This window comes from Modestobacter sp. DSM 44400 (assembly GCF_900107175.1).
Classification (GTDB): Bacteria; Actinomycetota; Actinomycetes; order Mycobacteriales; family Geodermatophilaceae; genus Modestobacter.
The window spans coordinates 62,196-85,801 of sequence record NZ_FNOZ01000003.1; the positions used below are offsets into that span (position 1 = coordinate 62,196).

The 23,606-nt window shown below is 72.5% G+C and carries 15 protein-coding genes; 8 read left to right on the forward strand and 7 right to left on the reverse strand.

Features of this window, described 5'->3' with window-relative positions; translation table 11 throughout:
• Position 1: 1 nt before the first annotated feature.
• From glgB to BLW04_RS03655, 4 genes are read right to left on the reverse strand one after another with little or no spacing between them, the layout of a single operon-like run.
• Positions 2-3,013, reverse strand: a complete 3,012-nt coding sequence (glgB, locus tag BLW04_RS03640; protein ID WP_091537440.1) for a 1,4-alpha-glucan branching protein GlgB — start codon at positions 3,011-3,013, stop codon at positions 2-4.
• 29 nt (positions 3,014-3,042) lie between these two features.
• Entirely contained in the window at positions 3,043-4,428 is a 1,386-nt protein-coding gene (locus BLW04_RS03645; protein WP_091537441.1) for a maltokinase N-terminal cap-like domain-containing protein, read from the reverse strand.
• A gap of 52 nt (positions 4,429-4,480) precedes the next feature.
• Complete coding sequence (gene treS, locus BLW04_RS03650) at positions 4,481-6,382, reverse strand: maltose alpha-D-glucosyltransferase (protein ID WP_091537442.1); 1,902 nt, start codon at positions 6,380-6,382, stop codon at positions 4,481-4,483.
• Between the two features lie 48 nt (positions 6,383-6,430).
• Positions 6,431-8,449: an alpha-1,4-glucan--maltose-1-phosphate maltosyltransferase gene (locus BLW04_RS03655; protein ID WP_091537443.1), complete on the reverse strand. Its 2,019-nt coding sequence runs from the start codon at positions 8,447-8,449 to the stop codon at positions 6,431-6,433.
• Between the two features lie 138 nt (positions 8,450-8,587).
• On the opposite strand from BLW04_RS03655, the gene glgP reads away from it, so the two are divergent.
• Both glgP and BLW04_RS03665 read left to right on the forward strand, forming a co-directional pair.
• Positions 8,588-11,137, forward strand: coding sequence for an alpha-glucan family phosphorylase (glgP, locus tag BLW04_RS03660; protein WP_091537444.1), 2,550 nt, complete (start codon positions 8,588-8,590; stop codon positions 11,135-11,137).
• 260 nt (positions 11,138-11,397) lie between these two features.
• Entirely contained in the window at positions 11,398-12,369 is a 972-nt protein-coding gene (locus BLW04_RS03665; RefSeq protein WP_091537445.1) for an FHA domain-containing protein, read from the forward strand.
• Between the two features lie 39 nt (positions 12,370-12,408).
• On the opposite strand, the gene glgX is transcribed toward BLW04_RS03665, so the two are convergent.
• Positions 12,409-14,607 carry a glycogen debranching protein GlgX gene (glgX, locus tag BLW04_RS03670; protein WP_254781014.1) on the reverse strand — a complete coding sequence of 733 codons (2,199 nt, stop codon included), beginning with the start codon at positions 14,605-14,607 and terminating at the stop codon, positions 12,409-12,411.
• A gap of 73 nt (positions 14,608-14,680) precedes the next feature.
• Between glgX and BLW04_RS03675 the strand changes: the two genes are divergently transcribed.
• From BLW04_RS03675 to BLW04_RS03695, 5 genes are all read left to right on the forward strand, one after another.
• Positions 14,681-15,481 (forward strand): ABC transporter ATP-binding protein, encoded by an 801-nt coding sequence (locus BLW04_RS03675; protein WP_091537535.1) that lies wholly within the window; start codon positions 14,681-14,683, stop codon positions 15,479-15,481.
• Positions 15,482-15,489: 8 nt separating this feature from the next.
• Entirely contained in the window at positions 15,490-17,211 is a 1,722-nt protein-coding gene (locus BLW04_RS03680; protein ID WP_091537446.1) for a hypothetical protein, read from the forward strand.
• Between the two features lie 132 nt (positions 17,212-17,343).
• Complete coding sequence (locus tag BLW04_RS03685; protein WP_091537447.1) at positions 17,344-18,900, forward strand: NAD(P)/FAD-dependent oxidoreductase; 1,557 nt, start codon at positions 17,344-17,346, stop codon at positions 18,898-18,900.
• Between the two features lie 25 nt (positions 18,901-18,925).
• A complete protein-coding gene (locus tag BLW04_RS03690; protein WP_139306719.1) occupies positions 18,926-20,491 on the forward strand; it encodes a glycosyltransferase family 39 protein in 1,566 nt (521 codons plus the stop codon).
• Positions 20,492-20,552: 61 nt separating this feature from the next.
• Positions 20,553-21,338, forward strand: coding sequence for an enoyl-CoA hydratase/isomerase family protein (locus tag BLW04_RS03695; protein WP_091537449.1), 786 nt, complete (start codon positions 20,553-20,555; stop codon positions 21,336-21,338).
• Positions 21,339-21,614: 276 nt separating this feature from the next.
• On the opposite strand, the gene BLW04_RS03700 is transcribed toward BLW04_RS03695, so the two are convergent.
• Positions 21,615-22,007, reverse strand: coding sequence for a type II toxin-antitoxin system VapC family toxin (locus BLW04_RS03700; RefSeq protein WP_091537450.1), 393 nt, complete (start codon positions 22,005-22,007; stop codon positions 21,615-21,617).
• Complete coding sequence (locus tag BLW04_RS03705) at positions 22,004-22,240, reverse strand: FitA-like ribbon-helix-helix domain-containing protein (RefSeq protein ID WP_139306720.1); 237 nt, start codon at positions 22,238-22,240, stop codon at positions 22,004-22,006. The genes BLW04_RS03700 and BLW04_RS03705 overlap by 4 nt, the downstream gene beginning before the upstream one ends.
• Before the next feature lie 108 nt (positions 22,241-22,348).
• Here BLW04_RS03705 and BLW04_RS03710 point away from each other — a divergent pair, with 108 nt between their 5' ends.
• On the forward strand, positions 22,349-23,473 hold the full coding sequence (locus tag BLW04_RS03710) for an L-cysteine desulfhydrase Cds1 (RefSeq protein WP_091537452.1): 1,125 nt from the start codon (positions 22,349-22,351) through the stop codon (positions 23,471-23,473).
• The last annotated feature ends 133 nt before the right edge of the window (positions 23,474-23,606 follow it).

Consider the following 23,606-nt stretch of genomic DNA (forward strand, 5'->3'; position numbering starts at 1 on the left):
CCTAGGGGATGTCGAGCCCCTCGACGCCGCCGGAGGCCTCGCCGGCCGCCTGCTCCGGGTCGGCCGCCGCCTCGTCGGGGTCGGGCCCCTCGTGGACCAACCACACCGTGGCCAGGGGGGGCGCGGTCAGCGTTGCCGAGTAGGGCTGCCCGTGCCAGGATTCCGCCACCGCGTCCACGCCGCCGTAGTTGCCGACCCCCGAGCCGCCGTAGCCGTCGAAGTCGGTGTTGATCAGCTCGCGCCAGCGACCCCCGCGGGGCAGCCCGATCCGGTACTCCTGGTGCGGATTGCCGGCGAAGTTCGCCACGCAGGCCAGCACCTGGCCGTCGGCGCCGTAGCGCAGGAACGACAGCGTGTTGCCGCCCGCGTCGTTCGCGTCGATCCACTGGAAGCCGGCCGGGTCGGAGTCCTGGGAGTACAGCGCCTCGGTGTCCTTGTAGACGGTGTTGAGGTCGCGGACCAGCCGCAGGACGCCGGAGTGCGCCGGATCGTCGAGGTGCCACCAGTCCAGCGAGCGGCTCTCCGCCCACTCCGACAGCTGGCCGAACTCCGAGCCCATGAACAGCAGCTGCTTGCCCGGGTGCGCCCACATGTACCCCAGGAAGGCGCGCAGGTTGGCCAGCTGCTGCCAGTGGTCCCCGGGCATCTTCCGCAGCAGGGAGCCCTTGCCGTAAACGACCTCGTCGTGGCTGATAGGCAGCACGTAATTCTCGGAGAAGGCGTAGACCAGGGAGAACGTCAGCTGGTTGTGGTGGAAGCTGCGGTGCACCGGCTGCTTGGACATGTAGGCCAGCGAGTCGTGCATCCAGCCCATGTTCCACTTGAAGCCGAAGCCCAGACCGCCCAGGTGGGTGGCCCGGGTGACCCCCGGCCAGGACGTCGACTCCTCGGCGATGGTCACCACGCCGGGGATCTCGCGGTAGAGCGTGGCGTTCATCTCCTGCAGGAACGCCACCGCCTCGAGGTTCTCCCGTCCGCCGTAGACGTTGGGCGTCCACTCGCCGTCGTTGCGGGAGTAGTCCAGGTAGAGCATCGAGGCGACGGCGTCGACCCGGATGCCGTCGACGTGGAACTCCTTGCACCAGAACAGGGCGTTGGCGACCAGGAAGTTGCGCACCTCGGAGCGACCGAAGTCGAAGACGTAGGTGCCCCAGTCTGGCTGCTCCCCGCGGCGCGGGTCGCCGTGCTCGTAGAGGGCGGTGCCGTCGAATCGGCCCAGCGCCCACTCGTCCTTGGGGAAGTGCCCGGGCACCCAGTCGACGATGATCCCCAGCCCGGCCTGGTGCGCCCGGTCGATGAGGTACCGGAGGTCGTCCGGGCTGCCGAACCGGGAGGTGGGGGCGTAGTAAGAGGTGACCTGGTAGCCCCACGAGCCGCCGAAGGGGTGCTCGGCCAGCGGCATGAACTCCAGGTGCGTGAACCCCGCGTCGGTGGCGTAGGCGACCAGCTCGTCGGCCATGTCCCGGTAGGACAGGCCCTGCCGCCAGGAGCCGGCGTGCACCTCGTAGACGCTCATCGGGCGCTGGTGCCAGTTGCCCTCGGCCCGCTGGGTCATCCACTCGTCGTCGCCCCACACGTGGGCGGACTCGGTGACGACCGAGGCGTTGGACGGCGGGACCTCGGTGGCGAAGGCCATCGGGTCGGACTTGACCACCCACTGCCCGTCGGTACCGAGCACGTGGAAGCGATAGCGGGTGCCCACCTGCACGCCCGGGATGAAGACCTCCCAGACGCCGGAGGAGCCCAGTGACCGCAGCGGGTAGGCGCGGGCCTCCCAGTAGTCGAAGTCGCCGGTCACCTTCACGCCGCGCGCGTTCGGGGCCCAGACTGCGAAGGAGACGCCCTCGACGTGGCCGCCGGGGGTGTCGAACCCGCGCACGTGCGCGCCCAGCACGGTCCACAGCTGCTCGTGCCGGCCCTCGCGGATGAGGTGCTGGTCGAGCTGGCCCAGCGTGGGCAGCCAGCGGTAGGGGTCGTCGACGACGTGGGTGTTCGTGCCGCCCTCGGCGTCGGGGTAGGTGACCTCCACCCGGTAGTCGCCGGGCTGGCCGCGCAGCCGGGCCTCGAAGACCCCGCCGTCGTGCACCTGGGTGGCGTCGTACCGGCTGCCGTCCTGGTCGACGATGGTGACCGCCGCGGCGTCCGGCCGCAGCGTGCGGACCGCCCACCCGGAAGGCAGCTGGTGGGTGCCCAGCACGCCGTGCGGGTTGTACGACCGGCCCTCGACGACGGCGCGCAGCTCCTCCTCGCTGACCTCCCGGCCCTGCGTCGTCGTCGGCACCCCGGCGGCGGACGGGGCGCCGGACCCGGCCGGCTCGGCCAGCGCCGGCTCGGCACCGGCGGGCACGGCGGCGGCCGGCGTGGCCGCCGGGGTGGGTGCGGACCCGCCAGGCGTCGTCACGGCACCGCTGGCGCTTTCGGGGCCGGTGTCCGTGCGGCCCGGGTCGCCGGGCTCGGACGCCGTCTCGGCCGGGGAACTGCCGCCCGTGCCGGCCTGCTGGCCGTCGGCCGGGGCCTGCGGGGTACTCGGCTCGGCCGGGTCGCGGCTCGGCGGCTCCGGCTGCGGGGCCGAGGGTGCCGAGGGGTTGCCCGGCTCGGCGATGGGGGCGGGCGCGACAACCGGGGTGGCCGTCACCTTCTTCGTCGCCCGGGCGCGCTTGGTGGCCTTCGCCGGCGCGGACGCGTCGCCATCGGGCACCGGGGCTGCGGCGGTCTTCTTCGCCGCAGCCGGCTTCGTCGCCTTCTTGGCCGGGGCCGGGGCCTGGTCCTCGCCCACGGCGTCCTCGCCTGCGGCCGGGGACGCCTTCTTGGCGGCGGCCTTGCGCACCGCCGGTGCCCGCTTGGCCGCGGTCTCCCTGGCCGGGGCGGCGGCTGCCTGCGGTGCCGTCGGCTCGTCGGCGGTGGCGGCGTCGGACCGCACGGACTCGGTGATCTCCTCGACCCGGCGCATCAGCTCGGCCTTGTCGGCAGGCTCGCCGCCGGGCGCGGGGGTGGAAGCGTCGTCGATCGTCATGGTGCGAGGTCCCTCGTTCCTGTCTGCAGTCAGTCGGTCGTCGTCAGCCGGGACACCGACTGGAGGGGGATCATGAGCCAGTGTGGGCGGTTGCGCGCCTCGTAGACGCACTCGTACACCGCCTTGTCGGCCTCGAACGCGCGCAGCAGCGGGGATGCGGCGTCCAGCCCGACGCCCGCGGCGGCCGCGTAGCCGGCGCGGAAGGCGTGCCGGTTGCGCTCGGCCCACTCCTGGGCCCGGTAGGCGCGCTGCGGGTCGCCGGGCTGCTCGACGAGCATGTGCCGGGCGGCGTAGTCGAAGGAGCGGAGCATCCCCGCCACGTCGCGCAGCGGGGTGTCCAGCTGGCGACGGGAGGCCAGCGGCCGGGCCGGCTCGCCCTCGAAGTCCAGCACGATCCAGCCCGTGGTGGTGCGCAGCACCTGACCCAGGTGCAGGTCACCGTGCACACGCTGGCGGACCACCGGCTCATCGGAGGCGGCGGCCGCGGCGTACAGCGCCCGCAGTCCGTCGGCGTGCTCGGCCAGGTCGGGTACCACCTCGACGGCGGCCTCGAGCCGGGCGGTCATCTGCTCGGCGGTCGTGGTGTACCAGTCGCGGTCTGCCGGCTCGGTGGGGAGCACCCGGGCGAGGTCGGCGTGCACCGAGGCGGTCGCCTCGCCCAGCCGTTCGCTCTCCCCGGCGAAGTCGCCGCCCACCTCGTCGGCGTGCAGGTCGGCCTCGGCGTACAGGTCGCGCACGCTGGAGGTGGCCAGCCGCCAGCCGTCGCTGGCGTTGGGCACGAAGGCCTGCAGCATCGCCACCGTCGCCGGTTCCTGCGCCGGGTCGGGGTCGTTGACCTCGATGTACCCCAGCAGCGGCGCGATGTGCGGGTTCTCCGTGCCGCGCAGCGCGTCGTGCACCTCGACGTCGGGGTTGAGCCCTGGCTCGAGCCGGCGGAACAGCTTGAGGATCGCGCTCTCGCCGTAGACCAGCGAGGTGTTGCTCTGCTCGGTGGAGATCACGTCACCGGGTAGACCCTCGGGGATGTGGGCCCCGCCCGACGAGGAGCTGCCCGCGGGGTGGAAGTGCATCGGCCCGACAGTCGAGGCGGCCACCAGGTGGGTCAGCCACGGCACGGTCGAGTCACGGTCGCGCATCGCGTCGTAGGCGTAGTTCGACCCGTGTGCGCCCGAGACCGCGCCGACGAAGGCGTTGGCCAGCTCGTCGGCCGGGGCGTCCCGCCAGGACAGCGGCACCAGGTAGGTGTCGGTGCCGCCGTCGGTGTACCTGATCCGCACCCGGTGCACCGAGAGCGCGGGGTCGGACTGGTCGAGGAAGAAGCCCTCCTCGGTGACGCCGGCCCAGTGCCGGCCCTTGCCCCCGAACCAGCGCTGGTTCGGGATCCAGTCAGCCAGGATGTCGGTCAACGCGCTCATCGACCCACCTCCGGTGCAGGAGCGGAACGGTTACACCGTGCTGTCGAGAGTCTCATCGGGCCCCTCCGTCGGGGTCGGTGGTTCCGGACGTCGCCGTGCCGCCGATCGCCTTTCCGCCGATCGACTCCACACCCCGCCCGCCGCTACCGGTCGGCAGGTCGGTGGCGCCCACCACCCCGGCGTCGAGCAGGGACTGCGCGACGCTGCTGCTTGTGGTCGTCTCCCAGCCGTCGTCTGCGTCCGGAGTGGGCTCGGCGGCCTTCGCCAGCTCGAACCAGTAGAAGCCGTGGCCGGCCAGGGTGAGCATGTAGGGCAGGACGCCGACCTGGGGGAACTCGACCCGGCCGGTGAGCTCGATGGGGATGTACCCCTCGAAGCGGCGCAGGTCCAGCTCCACCGGCTGCGGGAAGCGGGACAGGTTGTTGACGCACAGCACCACGTCGTCGCCGAACTCGCGGACGAAGGACAGCACGGTGGGGTTGCGGGAGCCGACCTCGGCGTAGCTGCCCACGCCGAACGTGGGGTGCTCCTTGCGCACCGAGATCATCGTGCGGATCCAGTGCAGCATCGAGTTGGAGTTGCGCAGCTGGCCCTCGACGTTGGTGACCTGGTAGCCGTACACCGGGTCGGCGATCAGCGGCAGGTGCATGCGCTGGGGGTCGGCGGTGGAGAAGCCACCGTTGCGGTCCGGCGTCCACTGCATCGGCGTCCGGACGCCGTCGCGGTCACCGAGCCAGATGTTGTCGCCCATGCCGATCTCGTCGCCGTAGTACATGACCGGCGACCCGGGCAGGGACAACAGCAGGGCGGTGAACAGTTCGAGGGTGTCGATGTCGTTGTCCAGCAGCGGGGCGAGCCGGCGCCGGATGCCGATGTTGGCCTTCATGCGGGGGTCCTTGGCGTACTCGCCCCACATGTAGTCGCGCTCCTCGTCGGTGACCATCTCCAGGGTCAACTCGTCGTGGTTGCGCAGGAAGATGCCCCACTGGCAGTTGTCCGGGATGGCCGGCGTCTGCGCCATGATCTCCGATATCGGAAACCGCTGCTCCCGCCGGACGCCCATGAACAACCGTGGCATCACCGGGAAGTGGAAGGCCATCTGGCACTCGTCGCCGTCCTCGCCGAAGTACTCGACGACGTCGCCGGGCCACTGGTTCGCCTCGCACAGCATGACCCGGTCCGGGTACTCCTTGTCGACCACCTTGCGCACCTTCTTGAGGAAGGCGTGCGTCTTGGGCAGGTTCTCGCAGTTGGTCCTCTCTTCCTCGAACAGGTAGGGGACGGCGTCGAGCCGGAAGCCGTCGATGCCCAGGTCCAGCCAGAAGCGCAGGGCGTCGATGATCGCCTCGCAGACCGCGGGGTTCTCGAAGTTCAGGTCCGGCTGGTGGCTGAAGAAGCGGTGCCAGAAGTACTGCTTGCGGACCGGGTCGAAGGTCCAGTTCGAGCTCTCGGTGTCGACGAAGATGATCCGCGCGTCGGCGTAGCCGGTGTCGTCATCGGCCCATACGTAGAAGTCACCGTAGGGACCCTCGGGGTCACTGCGGCTGGCCTGGAACCAGGGATGCTGGTCCGAGGTGTGGTTCATGACGAAGTCGATGATCAGCCGCATGCCCCGGGAGTGCGCCTCGGCGACGAGGTCCTGGAAGTCCTCGATGTTCCCGAACTCCGGCAGCACCGCCGTGTAGTCGCTGACGTCGTAGCCGCCGTCGCGCAGCGGAGAGGCGAAGAACGGTGGCAGCCAGAGGCAGTCCACGCCGAGCCACTGCAGGTAGTCCAGCTTGCTGATCATGCCGCGCAGGTCGCCGATGCCATCGGCGTTGCTGTCCGCGAAGCCGCGCACCAGCACCTCGTAGAAGACGGCGCGCTTGTACCACTCGGGGTCCGAGCCCGGCGGCGGCAGCGTGGACTGTTCGGCCGCGCCGGGGGTCGACTGGTCGGGGACGGGGAGGCTCATGGGGCGGGGGTGTCCTCGATCTCGGGTGTGCTGGTCGGGCTGGGCCGGTCAGGCGAGGGAGATGGGCCCCGGCGGCAGGGCGCGGTGCACGGTGAACACGTGCGCGGGCTCGCGGTGGGGGTCGAGCTCGACGTAGTTGAACTGGCCCCAGTCGTAGGTCGCGCCGGTGATCTCGTCGGTGACGGCGAACCGGTCCGACCAGTCCAGGCCCAGCGCCGGCAGGTCCACCGAGGTGGTCCCGATCTGGGTGTTGGTGCTGTCCAGGGAGACGACCACGAGGACGGCGTCGTCCGAGCCGGGGTCGGTCTTGGAGAAGCAGAGCAGCCGCGGGTTGTCGACCGGGTGGAAGCGCAGGGTGCGCAGCTGCTGCAGCGCCGGATGCGCGCGCCGCACCTCATTGAGCCGACGCAGGTAGGGCGCCAGGCTCCGCCCGGCGGCCTCCGCACCCGCCCAGTCCCGGGGGCGCAACTGGAACTTCTCGGTGTCCAGGTATTCCTCGCTGCCCGGGCGCACGGCGACGTGTTCGAACAACTCGAAGCCGGAGTAGACGCCCCAGGTCGGGCTGAGCATCGACGCCAGGACAGCCCGGATCTTGAACATCGGCGGGCCGCCGAGCTGCAGGGACTCGTGCAGGATGTCCGGGGTATTGACGAAGAAGTTGGGCCGCATGTAGTGCGCGGACTCCACCAGCTGCTGGCCGTACTCCTCGAGCTCGGCGCGCTGGGTGCGCCAGGTGAAGTACGTGTAGCTCTGGGTGAAGCCGATCCGGGCCAGCTGGTGCATCATCGCCGGCCGGGTGAACGCCTCGGCCAGGAACAGCACGTCGGGGTCGGCCTTCTTGATCTCCCAGATCAGCCAGTGCCAGAAGTTCAGCGGCTTGGTGTGCGGGTTGTCCACGCGGAAGATCCGGACGCCGGCGTCCATCCAGTGCCGCACGACCCGCAGGACCTCGGTGTAGAGACCGTCGGGATCGTTGTCGAAGTTGAGCGGGTAGATGTCCTGGTACTTCTTCGGCGGGTTCTCCGCGTAGGCGATGGTGCCGTCGGGCTTGGTGGTGAACCACTCCGGGTGCGAGGTGACCCACGGATGGTCCGGGGCCGCCTGCAGGGCCAGGTCGAGCGCGACCTCCATGCCCAGCTCCCGGGTCCGGTCGACGAAGGCGCGGAAGTCCTCCAGCGTGCCCAGCTGCGGGTGGACGGCGTCGTGACCGCCCTCCTCGCTGCCGATGGCCCACGGCGACCCGGTGTCGTCGTCGTGCGCGACGAGGGTGTTGTTCTTGCCCTTGCGGTTGACCGTGCCGATCGGGTGGATCGGCGGCAGGTACACCACGTCGAAAGCCATCTCGGCGATCGCCGGGAGCCGCTCGGCGGCCTGGGCGAAGGTGCCGTGCGTCCTCGTGCCGCCGACGACCGGGCCCTCCGAGCGGGGGAAGAACTCGTACCAGGAGCCGTAGAGAGCGCGGGGCCGGTCGACCCACACCTCGTAGCGCGGCGACCGGGTGACCAGGCGGCGCACCGGGTTGTCCTGCAGTACGCGCTGCAGTGCGGGGGACAGCGCGGGGGTGAGGCGGGCGATGAGCTCCAGCGACGTGTCGCGCAGCGCGACGGCGGCCGCGGTGAGCGCGGCCCGGTGCTCCCGGGGTGCGGCCTCGGCGACCTCGTCGAACAGCCGGGCGCCCGACTCGAGGTCGTTGGCCAGCTCGTCGGCGCCCTGACCGGCCTCAACCTTGACCTCGACGTCGTGGTGCCACGTGCGCAGCGGGTCGTCCCAGGCCTCGACCTGGAAGGTCCACAGCCCCTCCCGGTCGGGGACGACGGTCGCCAGCCACCGGTCGGGCTCGGGACCGAACTCCACCATGCGCACCAACGGGGGGCGACCGGCCCGCCGGTCCGGCTCGGCCGGCGGGGTGAACACCACGTTGGCGCCCACCGCGTCGTGGCCTTCCCGGAAGACGGTGGCGGTGATCGGGACGTGCTCACCGACCACGGCGCGGGTCGAGAACGACCCGCAGGACACGACGGGGGCGACATCGGTGATGCCGAGGCGGAGGTCAGCGCGGCCATTCATCGCCGGTCACGCTAGCGATCAACTGCCCCACGGGCACATCGGCGGTCCACGCCCCGTCGCCGCGGGGTCAGCGCGGAGGGTCCTCGGGATCTGTTCGAGGACCGGTGCAGGGCCTCCTCGGCCGCTAGGGTCGGACCTGTGCGAGCCCTCCGCCGACTGACCGTCCGAGCATCCCTCCCCGGGGCCTTGCTGCCGCTGTCGCAGATCGTCATGAACCTGCGGTGGTCCTGGCACCCCGAGACCCGTGACCTGTTCGAGGCGCTGGACCCCGAACTGTGGGGTAGTTGCGGCGGGGACCCGGTCCAGGTGCTGGGCGAGGTGTCCGCCGAGCGCCTGGCCGCGCTGGCCAAGGACCGCCGCTTCCTGCGCCGCATGCAGGACGTCACCGACGACCTGCAGGAGTACCTCGACGCTCCGCACTGGTACCAGTCCCTCGGCGCGGACGCCCCGGCCACCATTGCCTACTTCTCCGCCGAGTTCGGCATCACCGAGGTGCTCCCGCAGTACTCCGGCGGCCTGGGCATCCTGGCCGGCGACCACCTCAAGGCGGCCTCCGACCTCGGCGTCCCGCTCATCGGCGTCGGGCTGCTCTACCGGGCCGGCTACTTCTCCCAGGGCCTGTCGGCCGACGGCTGGCAGCTGGAGCACTACCCCGCGCTGGACCCGCACGGCCTGCCGGTGAAGCTGCTGCGCGACGCCGATGGCAACGCCGTGGTCATCACCGTGCCGCTGCCCGAGGGCCGCATGCTGCACGCGCACGTCTGGCGCGCCCAGGTCGGCCGGGTGTCGCTGCTGCTGCTCGACAGTGACATCGAGGAGAACGCCCCCGCCGAGCGCGGGGTCACCGATCGGCTCTACGGCGGCGGGGAGGACCACCGGCTGCGCCAGGAGATGCTGCTGGGCATCGGCGGCGTGCGCGCGCTGCGCGCCTACTGCTCGCTCACCGGCACCGCCCAGCCGGAGGTCTTCCACGCCAACGAGGGCCACGCCGGCTTCCAGGGCGTCGAACGGATCCGGGAGCTGACCGAGTCACACGGGCTGACCTTCGGCGAAGCGCTCCAGGCCGTGCGCGCGGGGACGGTCTTCACCACCCACACCCCGGTCCCGGCCGGCATCGACCGTTTCCCGCGCGCGCTGATCGAGCGGTACTTCGCCGGCTTCGGCGTCCCGGTCGACCAGCTCCTCGCGCTGGGCGCCGAGGAGGACCCGAGCAAGTTCAACATGGCGCACATGGGCCTGCGGCTGGGTCAGCGCGCCAACGGCGTGAGCCAGCTGCACGGCCACGTCAGCCGCGGCATGTTCGGCGATCTGTGGCCCGGGTTCGACGAGGACGACGTGCCGATCTCCTCGATCACCAACGGCGTGCACGCCCCCACCTGGACCGCTCGGGAGCTCGTCGAGCTGGGCACCCAGTCGACCAGCCAGGGCGAGCCGGTCGACGTCGTCGGCGACGTGTTCTTCGACGGCGTGGACCGGATCGACGCCGGCGAGCTGTGGAACACCCGTCGCCTGCTGCGCGGACGGCTGGTGGGGGAGGTCCGCCGTCGGATCCAGGAGACTGCCTTGTCCCGCGGGGCCGCGGAGGCCGAGCTCGGCTGGACCGATACCGCCTTCGACCCCGACGTGCTCACCATCGGCTTCGCCCGCCGGGTGCCCTCCTACAAGCGGCTCACCCTCATGCTGCGCGACCCCGTGCGGCTCAAGGCGCTGTTGCTGGACCCCCAGCGACCGATCCAGCTGGTCATCGCCGGCAAGAGCCACCCGGCCGACGACGGCGGCAAGCAGCTGATCCAGCAGATGGTGAAGTTCGCCGACGACCCGGAGATCCGGCACCGGATCGCGTTCCTGCCCGGCTACGACATCGGCATGGCCCGCTACCTGTACTGGGGTTGCGACGTGTGGCTGAACAACCCGCTGCGCCCGCTGGAGGCGTGCGGCACCTCGGGCATGAAGTCCGCGCTCAACGGCGGCCTCAACCTCTCCATCCGCGACGGCTGGTGGGACGAGTGGTTCGACGGCCAGAACGGCTGGGCGATCCCGACCGCGGACGGCGTGGAGGACCACGACCGGCGCGACGAGGTCGAGGCGCACGCCATCTACGAGTTGCTGGACCGGCAGGTGCTGCCACGCTTCTACGAGGTCGACGCCGACGGCATCCCGACCCGCTGGGTGGAGATGGTGCGGCACACCCTCCGGGTGACCGGGCCGAAGGTCCTGGCCACCCGGATGGTCCGCGACTACGTCCAGCAGCTGTACGTGCCAGCGGCGGGCTCGGCCCGGTCGCTGGCCACGGGAGGATACGAGGTCGCGCGCAGCGAGGCCGCCTGGCGCGGGCACCTGCTGGAGAACTGGCACGGCATCCGGGTCGCCCACGTGGAGGCCACCGGGGTGGGCGACACCCCGGAGATCGGCTCCAGCATCGACCTGCGGGCCGAGGTGGAGCTGCCGGGCCTGACCCCCGGCGACGTCCGGGTCGAGGCCGCCTTCGGCCGGGTCGACGACGCCGACGGCCTGCACCAGATCACCACCGTGCCGATGCGGCACGACCTCACGGAGGGCTCCCGGCACTGGTTCTCCGCGAACGTGCCGCTGGAGCGCACCGGTGCCTTCGGCTACACGGTGCGGGTGCTCCCGCACTCCGAGCACCTCGCGGACCCCGCCGAGCTGGGCGTGGTCGTCAACGCGTAGCCAGACTGTCGTCCTCCGGACTCCCACCGCGGCCAGGAGCCGTGCCCGGTCCGCGCGGAGCCGTTTCGTGATACCCCGGCGGGAACCCTCCGGGTCCCGCGCCGGATTGTCACAGCGGTCCTCCGGACCGCGTGCACAGCAGTGGTTGGTGCGACCGGTGGTGACCGGTGGTGCACGGGGTGCGGTGGACGCCGCCAAGATCCGGCGTGCCACGGGGCGCCCGGCTCCGCATCCCGCTGGGCGCAACTAGGCTGGTCCGCATGCCCGACCGCTGTGAGGTGCTCCCCGGAGACTCTGTCGTCGCCCGACGTGGCGGCGGCCTGCTGTGGGTGGACGCTCCCGGTTCCCCCGCCCTGGTGGCCGCCCTGCACGCCTGTCTCGGGGTGGCCGGTCCCGGCGCCGAGCGCGTGCTGGCCGCCGTCGCCGGGCAGGTCTCCCGGCTGTCCGACGGCCCGGCGTCCTTCGCCCTGGTGCTCGCCGACACCGCCGCCGGCTCGGGCTCCGGCGTCGCGCTGTGGTCGGGCAAGGGCCAGCCGGCCGTGGACGGCGTCCCGGTGTCCGGCTCCTCGGTGGACGGCTGCACTCTCGCCAGCGGCTTCGCCCTGGGCCAGACCCTCTACGTGGGCCCCGGCCAGCCGGCCGCCTCGATGCCTCCGGGCGTCGCCTTCGACCTGACCGAGGGAACCGTGCCCGGCGCCGGCGCGCTGCTGCAGCTTGCCGTCGCGGGCCCCTCCGGCGTGGTCGTTCCGCCGGCCACCGCGCTGCCGCCGGCCGAGTCCTTCACCGCCGGCTCCGACGCCGGCTTCGGAAGCTCCAGCCGCGGCCCGGTCTCCCAGCCGATGGGCCAGGTCGGGGAGTCCACCGCTTTCTGGCGCCCGGAGTCCACCGCGGCGCCGGTGCTCCGCTTCGACGACGGCATGGTCGTCAACGTCGATGAGGACCTGGTCCTCGGGCGCCGTCCCGACGGCCACGAGCTGGTCACCAGTGGCAACGCCAGGCCGGTCCCGATCGCCGACACCCAGAACGTGCTGTCCTCCGCCCACGCGGCGATCCAGCGGACCGGTCGCGAGGTCTCGCTCACCGACCTCGGTTCGCTCAACGGCACGCACGTCGCCGGCCCCGAGGCCACCGAGTGGACGCAGCTGGAGCCCGGCGTCTCCCACCCGCTCGCCGACGGCGACCGGCTGCTGCTGGGCTGGACCGTGATCACCTTCGAGCAGCCCGCGGAGTAATCCGCCGCAGGCGTATTACTCCGCGGCGCCCGCTGCGCCTCAGGTCGCGCTCAGCACGGCGTAGCCGTTCCTGCCCATCGCCGGAGGTGGGTTGCGGAGCACCCGCAGCGCCCAGACGGACCGGCCGGGCAGCTCGACCGGGCCCGGCGCCATCGCGGTGGGCCGCGGCGGCGCGCCCGTCGGGTACTCCGTGGCCACGACCAGCTCGTAGCCGTCACCCCACGGGGGCCCGGGCAGCTCCACCTGGAGCGCGTCCGGGCCGGCGTGCAGCCACACCAGGTAGGAGTCGTCGACCACCGGTCGGCCCCGCTCGTCCCGGTGCCGGATGCCGCGGCCGTCCAGGTACATCCCGATGGTCTGCAGCCCGGTGTCGAACCAGTCGCTGCTGGTCAGTTGACCGCCACCGGGGGCGAACCAGGCGAGGTCGCGGGTGCCCCCGGTGCCGGGCAGCGCTGTGCCCGGTATCTCGCCGCCCTCGAAGAAGGCCTCCTGGCGCAGCACCGGCGAGCCCCGCCGCAGCGACACCAGCCGGGACACGAACGTCCACAGGTCGGCGTCGATCGCGCCCCAGTCCAGCCAGGAGACCTCGTTGTCCTGGCAATAGGCGTTGTTGTTGCCGCCCTGGGTGCGGCCCAGCTCGTCGCCGCCGGTGATCATCGGCACGCCGGTGGACAGCAGCAGGGTCGCCAGGTGGTTGCGCACCTGCCGGCCGCGCAGCTCCTGCACCGCCGGGTCGTCGGTGGGCCCCTCGACCCCGCAGTTCCAGTTCCGGTTGTGGCTCTCGCCGTCCCGGTTGTCCTCGCCGTTGGCCTCGTTGCGCTTGCGCTCGTAGGCGACCAGGTCGGCCAGGGGAAACCCGTCGTGGGCGGTGACGAAGTTGACCGAGGCGAAGGGCCGGCGCCCGTCGGAGCGGTACAGGTCCGAGGAGCCGGTCAGCCGGTAGGCGAGGTCCCGGACGCCGACCCGGGCGCCGGACCACACGTCGCGCACGGTGTCCCGGTACTTGCCGTTCCACTCCGTCCACGGCGGCGGGAAGTTGCCCACCTGGTAGCCGCCCTCGCCGACGTCCCACGGCTCGGCGATCAGCTTGACCTGGCTGACCACCGGGTCCTGGTGGACGACGTCGAAGAACGCCGACAACCGGTCGACGTCGTGCATCGAGCGGGCCAGCGCAGAAGCCAGGTCGAAGCGGAAGCCGTCGACGTGCATCTCCTCGACCCAGTAGCGCAGCGAGTCCATCAGCAGCGCCAGTACCGGCGGACGGCGCACGTCCAGGGTGTTCCCGCAGCCGGTGTAGTCGGTGTAGCGCGAGCGGTCCTCATGGCCGAGCCGGTAGTAGCCGGCGTTGTCGATCCCCTTGAACGACAGCGTCGGGCCGGTGTGGTCGCCCTCGGCGGTGTGGTTGTAGACGACGTCCAGCACGACCTCGATGCCCGCGGCGTGCAGTGCCTTGACCATCGCCTTGAACTCGGTGACCTGCCCGCCGCCCGAGCCGGTGGCGCTGTAGGCGGCGTGGGGGGCGAAGTAGCCCAGGGTGTTGTAGCCCCAGTAGTTGGTCAGCCGCCGGCGCAGGAGGTGCGGTTCGCTGACGAAGTGGTGCACCGGGAGGAGTTCGACCGCCGTGACGCCCAACGACTCCAGGTGTTCGACGAAGGCGGGGTGGGCCAGGCCGGCGTAGGTGCCGCGCAGCGCCGGCGGGACGTCGGGGTGCAGCATGGTCGCGCCCTTGACGTGCACCTCGTAGACGACCGTGTCCGACCAGGGGGTGTGCAGCCGCGCGTCGCCCTCCCAGGGGAAGGAGTCGTGGATGACCACGCCCCGCGGCACGAACGGCGCGGAGTCGGCGGGGTCGGCCGCGGAGGGGTCGGACTGCCGGTGGCCGAAGAGGGCGGGGGACAGGCGCAGCTCGCCGTCCACGGCGCGGGTGTAGGGGTCCAACAGCAGCTTCGCCGGGTTGTGGCGCGCGCCGGAGGCCGGGTCGTGCGGTCCGCGCACCCGGTAGCCGTACGGCTGCCCGGGGCGGACCCCGGGCAGCCGGCCGTGCCAGACCTGGTGCGTCGTCTCCTGCAGGCGCTCGCGGTGCTCGGTGCCGTCGGCGTCGAACAGGCACAGGTCCACGCCGGTCGCCCCGGCCGACCACAGGGCGAAGTTGGTGCCCGTGCCGTCCCAGTGCGCGCCCAGCGGTGCCGACGTGCCGGGCCAGACCTCGACCGAGGGGCCCGTTCTCGATGCACTCACCCGTCGCATCGTGCCCGACCGCCGGCCACCGGACTGCTGGCCGCGTCGCCGACACTCCCGCGGGGTTGGTTGGATGGCGTCCGTGGACAGTGAACCCGTCGTCGAGATCCGGGACGTCGACGTCATCCGCGGCCAGGCCCACCTGCTGCGCCGCGTCGACTGGACCGTCCGGGCCGACCAGCGCTGGGTGCTCCTCGGGCCCAACGGCGCGGGTAAGACGACGTTGCTGCAGCTCGCCTCGGCGCAGATGCACCCCAGCTCCGGCGAGGTGCGCATCCTGGGGGAGACCATGGGGGCGGTCGATGTCTTCGAGCTGCGGCCGCGGATCGGGCTGACCAGCGCGGCCATCGCCCAGCGGATCAGCGCGGCGGAGCGGGTGGGCGACGTGGTGGTCAGCGCCGGCTATGCCGTGGTCGGGCGGTGGCGGGAGCGCTACGACGTCCACGACCTGACCCGGGCGGCGATGCTGATGCAGCAGTGGGGGGTGGCGCCGATGGCCCACCGGCCCTTCGGCACGCTCAGCGAGGGGGAGCGCAAACGCACCCAGATCGCCCGCGCGCTGATGACCGATCCAGAGCTGCTGCTGCTCGACGAGCCGGGTGCCGGGCTGGACCTGGCCGGCCGGGAGGACCTGGTCTCCCGGCTGACCGACCTGGCCCGCGACGCGTACGCGCCGGCCCAGGTGCTGGTCACCCACCACGTCGAGGAGATCCCGCCCGGCTACACCCACGCGCTGCTGCTGCGCGAGGGCGAGGTCCTGGCGGCCGGGCCGGTGGGGGACGTGCTGACCGCACCGCTGCTGTCGGAGGCGTTCGCACTGCCGCTGACGGTGCAGCGGCAGGACGGCCGGTTCACCGCCCGGCGCTCGGGCTGACCCGCGGCGTGGGCGGGCGGTCCGATGCGGGGACCGGGCGCCGGTCGCCGGGGTCCCGGGTCGGGTGGGCCCGGGCGCGCTGGCCCACGGTCCTCCTGCTGACCGGCCTGGCGGTGCAGTTGGCCCCGTGGCTCCTCCTGCCGGTGGTGCTCACTCAGGACGGCCCGGCGCACGTCGACGGCGCCTGGGTCCTGCTGCACCACGGGGACGACGGGGCCGTGGGCGAGCTCCTCCGGACGCACTACGCGATCGACCTCGATCCGGTGCCCAACATGCTGACCACCGCGCTGCTGGCCCTCCTGCTGGCGGTGCTGACCCCGGGCGCCGCTGAGAAGGTGGTGGTTGCCGGGTTCGTCGTGCTGCTGGTGGCCGGCCTGCACTACGCCCTGCGCGGGGTGCACCGCCGGGCCGGCTGGCTGGCCGTCGCGGCGCTGCCGCTGGCCGGCAGCGAGCTGGTCGTCTACGGCTTCTACAACTTCTGCTGGGGCGTGGCCCTGGCGCTGTTCGCCATGGGTTGGGCCCTGCGCCGCCGCGACGGATGGACCCTGGCCGGCGCCGGGGTGCTCAGTCTGCTCCTGCTGCTCACCTGGTCGGCGCACCTGCTGCCGTACACGGTGGCCACGGTGGTGGTCGCCGGGCTGGGCGTCGGCCGGGTGGTCAGCGACGTATCGTGCGACCTGCGGCCGGCTCGGGCGGTCTTCCGCCACCTGGCCGGCCCGGCCGTGGCGGTGCTGCCGTCGCTCGCGCTCAGCGTCGGCTTCCTGGTCGGTGGCGACGGTCGGCACGGGGCCGCCGCCGGTTGGCCGGGGGCTGCCCGCGTGGCGTCGCTGCTGACCCTGTACCGGCCGCTGGTGGTCGGCAGTTGGTGGGAGATCGTGCCGTCGGTGCTGGTGGCCGGCGTGCTGGCCGGGCTCCTGGTGCGGGCGCTGCGGCCGGCTCGCGTCGATGAGGTGCTCTCGCTCGGGGCGCCGGGCCGGGCCGGCGTGGGCCGGGCGCGGGCGGACCGGGTGATCCTCGGGACCGCCACCGCGCTCTCCGCGGTCGGGTTCCTGCTGTCCCCGGAGCAGCTGGGGGAGGAGTATGGGTTCCTGTCCGACCGGCTGGCCTGGTTCCCTCCGCTCCTGCTCGTGCTGTTCTGCGCCACAGCGCCACCGACCCGGGTCTCTACCCGCCAGCTCGCGGCGGGCTGCCTGGTCGTCGCGGCGACCGCTGCCGTGCTCGTGCGGCTCCCCAGCCAGCTGCACGACCAACGTGACGCCGCGGAGGTCCTGTCGGTTGCGGCGGACCTGCCGGCGGGCGCCACCTTCGCCGTCCTGCGGTTCAGCGGCAACCGGGACGGTGTGGCGCCGGTGCCGGGCGGCCCCGACCCGCTGCGCCACCTCTCCAGCGGCTTGGCCGTCCGGGCGCAGGGCGTGGACATCGGCCATTACGAGGCGATCTACCCCTACTTCCAGGTCCGGTTCGCCGACGGGGCGGAACTCCGTCGGGCCCTCGACCCGGGGCTGGACGGGTTGGACGCGGTGCCGCCCTGGGTGCACCTGGCCGCCGTCACCGGGCGGCTCGACTACGTTCTGGTCGTTGGGCTGGACCGTGCGCAAGGCTGGGTGCGGCACGCCCAGCGGACGACGCGGGTGCTCGCTGACCTGCGCGCCGGGTACGTCGAGGTCGCCCGGTCACACCCGTCCGGCCACGTCTCCGTGTGGAGGTTGCAGGGCGAAACGGGCGGGTAGCGGCTGGCGCACAGGGTCGTCAGGTACGACTGTCCCCGTCGACCCCGCAGGCGTCAGCCCCGCGCCGCGGACATCAGTCAGTCTCACCGATCCGGCGCGTCCGCCGGGGGAGTGACTCCTCATGGAGGTTCGGTGCCCGAGTTCCCTTCCGACCATTCGGACGTCGTCGTCATCGGCGCCGGGCCCGCCGGGCTGACCGCGGCCCACGAGCTGACGCGCCGCGGCCTGCCGGTGACCGTCCTCGAGGCCGACGACGTAGTCGGCGGGATCAGCCGCACGGTCGAGCGTGAGGGCTGGCGGTTCGACATCGGCGGCCACCGCTTCTTCACCAAGGTCCCGGCCGTCGAGGCCTGGTGGCACGCGGTGCTCACCGACGACGAGTTCCTGTCGCGCCCGCGGATGTCGCGCATCCTCTACGCCGGCACGCTGTTCGACTACCCGCTCAAGCCGATGAACGCGTTGCGGAGCCTCGGGGTCGTCGAGGCGGTGCGCTGCGTGGCCTCCTACGTGCAGGCGCAGGTGCGGCCACCGGCGGACCAGTCGCACTTCGAGGGTTGGGTCTCGGCCCGGTTCGGTCGCCGGCTGTACGAGATGTTCTTCAAGACCTACACCGAGAAGGTGTGGGGGATGCCGGCGACCGAGATCCAAGCCGACTGGGCGGCGCAGCGGATCAAGGACCTGTCCCTCGGGACGGCGATCCTGCACGCCTTGCGCCCGGGCCGGCACACGACCACGGTGACCACGCTGATCGAGGAGTTCCAGTACCCGAAGACCGGGCCCGGACTGATGTGGGAGCGGGCCACCGAGCAGGTCCGCGCGGCAGGTGGGGTGGTGCGGATGCGCACCGCGGTCACCGCGCTCCACCGGGAGGACGGCCGGGTCACCGCGGTGACGACACAGACCACGGACGACACCGGCCAGCCGACCGCCGGCCACCGGCTGCCCGCGGCTGAGGTGATCAGCTCGATGCCGCTGCCGGAGCTGGTGCTGGCGATGGACCCGCCGGCTCCCGAGCACGTCCAGGTCGCCGCCCGCGCGCTGTCCCACCGCGACTTCCTCACCGTCGCCCTGGTGGTGCCCGAGTCCGCAGGGTTTCCGGACAACTGGATCTACGTCCACTCGCCGGAGGCCCGGGTCGGCCGGGTGCAGAACTTCGGCAGCTGGTCGCCGTACCTGGTCAAGGACGGGCGTACTTGCCTGGGACTGGAGTATTTCGTCGACGAGGGCGACGACCTGTGGGAGTCCCCGGACGACGACCTGATCGTCCTGGCGACCAAGGAGCTGGACCTCCTCGGCCTGGTTCAGGCCGGCTCGGTCGAGCGCGGCTACGTGGTCCGGATGCCCAAGGCCTACCCGGTCTACGACAAGGGCTATGACCGGCAGGTGGACCTCATCCGCGCCTGGCTGGCCGAGGCGGCGGTGAACGTGCACCCCGTGGGGCGCAACGGCATGCACCGGTACAACAACGCCGACCACTCGATGGTCACCGCCATGCTGACCGTGGAGAACATCGTCGACGACGCCCAGCACGACGTCTGGTCGGTCAACGTGGAGGAGGACTACCACGAGCAGGCAGCCGTCCCCGACGTCGGCCCGTCGGGCAGTGACCGGCCTGCGGCGACCGTGGCGGCCGTGGGGACGGGGCGGTCTGCGCCCGTCCGGCCGCGGCAGCCGGTCCAGGCTGCCTGAGGTCGCCGCCGGGGAGGACGGTCCGGTGTCCCTCCTCCCCGGCGTCGTGTCCGTGGATCGACCCGGCACGGCCGCCCGCGGGTCGGCAGCCTGGCTCGCGGGCGGGCTGGTCGCTGCGGCACTGCTCGCCGGGGTCGCGCTCCGCTTCGTCGCACCGGCCGACCTCTGGCTGGACGAGGCGCAGAGCGTGGCCATCGCGCGGCTGCCGCTGCCCGAGCTGTTCACGGCGCTGCGGCAGGACGGTTCGCCGCCCCTGTATTCTCTCCTGCTGCACGGGTGGGTCGGGGTGTTCGGCCAGGGTGCGGTCGCGGTGCGCGCACTGTCGGGGCTGCTCGGCGTGCTCGCTCTTCCGCTGGCCTGGGTGCTGGGCCGGGAGGTGGCCGGACGGCGGGGCGCGGTCGTGCTGACCCTGCTGCTGGCCAGCAACCCCTTCCTGATCCGCTACAGCAGCGAGACCCGGATGTACTCCCTGCTGGTGCTCCTGGTGCTGGCCACCGCGCTGGCCGCCCGGTGGGCGGTGCGCTCTTCCGGCCCGGTCCCGGTGGTGGCGCTGGCGCTGGGCGCGGCCGCGCTGCTACTGACCCACTACTGGGCCGCCTACCTGATCGCGGTGGCGGGACTGCTCGCCCTGGCCGGGCTGCGTCGGCACCGCCGCCCGGCCCTGCGGGTGTTGGTCGCGCTCGGCCTGGCGGCCCTGGCCTTCCTGCCGTGGCTGCCCAGCCTTCGGTTCCAGCTCGCCCACACCGGCACCCCGTGGGCGGAGGTCGGGGGCCTTTCGGTGGTCCCGACAGCGCTCACCGCGTGGCGGGGCGGGGGCAGTTTCGCGGCCGTACTCCTGGGTCACGCGCAGTTCTGCCTCGCCGCGCTCGGGCTGGTCGCGGTGCCCGTGGCGGAGGCCACCGCGGGCGGGCGTCCACCGGTCGTCGGCCTGGGGGTCACCCGGAGCCGGACGCGCTGGTCGCTGCTGGCGCTGTCGGCCGGCACGGTGGTCCTGGCCGGTCTGGCCAGCCTGCTGACCGACAGCGCGGTGAGCTCGCGGTACACCAGCGTCGCGGTGCCGGCCTACCTGGCGCTGGTGGCAGCCGGCCTGGTGTCGCTGGCGGGCCGGCGGGCCGGTGCAGCGCTGCTCGCGGTCGTCGTCGTGCTCGGGCTCGCCGTGGCTGCGGCGGCGGTGCGCACGCCCCGCACCCAGGCCGGGCAGGTCGCCGCCGCACTGGCGGGGGCGAACCTCGGGGATACCGTCGCCTTCTGTCCCGACCAGCTCGGGCCGCAGGTGAGCCGGCTGGCCCCGCCCGGCCTCGACATGGTGGTCTACCCCGACCTCGGCCCCGCGGACCGGGTCGACTGGACCGACTACGCCGAGCGCAACGACTCGGCCGACCCCGCTGCCGTGGCCGCCGCTCTGAGCGCCCGGGCCGGGGACCACGCCATCTGGGTGGTGAGCGGCAACGGCTACCGGGTCCCGTCCGACGCCGACTGCCGCGAGCTGCGGACGGTGCTGGGCGAACTGCGCGGAAAGCCGGAGGAAGTGGTGGCGCGGGACCCGGGCGTGCCCGACAGCATGCGCATGCACCGCTTCCCCGCGGCCTGAGGACGCTCCCGTGGCTAGGGTGCCGGGGGACGACGACGTCCCCCGCCCGACAGGAGCCCTCATGGCAGCGCCGAAGTTCGTCACCCTCCAGGTCCAGGACGGGATCGGCACGATCCGCCTCGACCGGCCGAAGATGAACGCGATCAACGAGCAGCTGCACTGGGAGGTGCGTGCCGCCGCGATGGAGGCGAGCGCGGACCCCGGCGTCCGCGCCGTCGTGCTCTACGGCGGTGAGCGAGTGTTCGCCGCCGGCGCCGACATCAGGGCGATGTCCCAGCTGTCCGGCTCGGCGATGGTCGCCTGGGGCCGGGAGCTGACCTCCTCCTTCGGCCAGGTCGCCGCTATCCCCAAGCCGGTCATCGCCGCGATTACCGGGTACGCGCTGGGCGGTGGCTACGAACTGGCGCTGTGCGCCGACTTCCGCGTCATGGGCACCACCGCCAAGATCGGCCAGCCGGAGATCCAGCTGGGCGTCATCCCCGGTGCCGGCGGCACCCAGCGGCTGGTCCGGCTGGTGGGCCCGGCCAAGGCCAAGGACCTCGTGTTCACCGGCCGGCACGTCGGCGCGGAGGAGGCCCTGGAGATGGGCCTGGCCGACGCGGTGGTCCCCGACGATGAGGTCTACTCGACCGCCGTGGCGATGGCGCGGAAGTTCGCCGCCGGCCCGCCGTTGGCGCTGGCCGCGGCCAAGCAGGCGATCGACACCGGTGGGGACGGCGACCTGGCCGCCGGCCTGGCGCTGGAGAGCCGGCTGTTCGCCGAGCTGTTCGACACCGAGGACCAGAAGACCGGGATGGCGTCGTTCCTGGACAGCGGTCCCGGGAAGGCCACGTTCCAGGGCCGCTGACACGGCGGTGACCGTTCCCCAGCGCTCGTGGTTCGTCACTCCGGTGTCCACGACGTCGGGCGCGCAGGTGTTGGCAGCGCCGGTGGATCGGGATGGCGGCGGCGCCCGCGGCTACCTCGCCGATCCACAGGACACCCGCTTGTCGGGATCTGTGGACGGCTCGGGTTCAAGGAGACCCCGACAGGTGGACAACGGGGACGGACTCACGTCGGTGGGGATCAGGCGCGCATGACCGGGGCATCGATCGGCACCGCAAGGACGAATCGACTCTTCCGGTCACTGCAGCAGATCGATCTCGCAGCGCAGTCCGGGAGCGCGGGACAGCCGCCGGTCAGCAGTGACGAGGGGCACCTCGAGGACCTCGGCGAGCGCCACGTAGATGGCGTCGTAGGCGCTGACGCCGTCGCGGAGCTGCCACGCGCGGGCCAGCAGCGGTAGATGAGGGAAGCGTCCGAGGATGAGCTCGGCGTAGTCCTGAAGCGCTCCCGCGCCGCGCTCCGATGCCACGGCGCCCGACAGAACTCGTCGTCGCACCGCGGAGAGCACCTCGACATCGGCCAGCTCCGGCACATGGACGTCGTGGGCCAGCAGACGCTCGCGAGCCAGAGCGCCGGCGCTGCCCTCGTCCAGCAGCGCTGCGACGAGGACGGACGCATCCGCCACGATCATGCGCCGTGCTCCGGGCGATCCGCGTGCACCGCCTCGACGGCTTCGGTGAAGCTGAGCCGCCCGCCGCGGCGGGCGGCGCGAGCCAGCACCTCTGCCTTGCTGGGCCGCTCGGCGATGGTCGTCAGCTCCCGGAGGACGAACTCGGACAGGCTCAGTCCGCTCGCGGCTGCGCGAGCACGCAGCGCGGCGTGCACATCGTCAGGCATGTGGCGAACCTGGAGCATCTTGCTCATGGAAGCCAGGCTACATGCGCTGAGCATGCGTTTCGAGGCCGAGAACATGCATGCGCGTCATGTGCGCATCGTCGACGAGTTGCGTGGCGCATGCGTGATCATTCGGGCATGACGACTGCCGCGGGTACGAACGCCGCACGGCCCGACGTCGACCGCTCTGACCGCGGCGGGCGGGCCTGGCTGGAACGGGCGGTGGCCCTGGTGGAGGCCGACGCGCTGCGCAGCGCCGACACCCACCTGCTCGTGTTCCCGCTCCCGCCGGAGTGGGGGGTCGACCTTTACCTCAAGGACGAGTCGACGCACCCGACCGGCAGTCTCAAGCACCGGCTGGCGCGCTCGCTGTTCCTCTACGCGTTGTGCTCCGGGCAGATCGGCGAGGGCAGTACGGTCGTGGAGGCCTCGAGTGGGTCGACCGCGGTCAGTGAGGCCTACTTCGCCCGGATGCTGGGTCTGCCGTTCGTCGCAGTGATGCCCGCCTCGACCAGCCCGGAGAAGATCGCGCTGATCGAGTTCCACGGCGGCCGGTGTCACCTGGTGGCCGACCCCTCGACCGTCTACGACGAGGCCCGGCGGATCGCCGCGGAGTCCGGCGGGCACTACCTCGACCAGTTCACCAACGCCGAGCGGGCCACCGACTGGCGGGGCAACAACAACATCGCCGAGTCGATATTCGAGCAACTGGGCCTGGAGCGGCACCCGACGCCGGAGTGGGTGGTGGTCGGCGCGGGCACCGGCGGCACCAGTGCGACGATCGGCCGCTACCTGCGCTACCGCCGGTTGCCCACCCGGTTGGCCGTCGTCGATCCGGAGGGATCGGCGTTCTTCCCCGGCTGGCGGGACGGCGATCCGGCCGCGACCGGCCAGCCGTCCCGGATCGAGGGCATCGGGCGGCCGCGCGTCGAGCCGTCCTTCGTCCCGACGATCGTCGACCGGATGACCTGCGTCCCCGACGCCGCGTCGCTGGCCGCGATGCGCCACCTGAAGACGGTGACCGGACGGCGGGCCGGCGGCTCCACCGGAACCAACCTGTGGGGTGCCTTCGGGCTGGTCGCGGAGATGATCGCCGCCGGACGCGTCGGCAGCGTGATCACCCTGCTCTGCGACGGCGGCGAGCGGTACGCCCACACCTACCACTCCGACGCCTGGGTGGCCGCGCAGGGACTCGACCTCGCCCCGTACACCGCCGTCCTCGAGCACTTCCAGCGCACGGGGGAGTGGCGGCCGCCGTCCTGACCTGCGTGGAGAGGCAGGGGTGAGCGAGCTCACCGCCGGCCCGGCCGCCCGGCGTTCGTTACCCCGAAGTAGCCTCGACGATCGGCAGCAGTGCGGGCGCCCCCGCCCGCGCCCCGAACCACCGCGGAGGTTG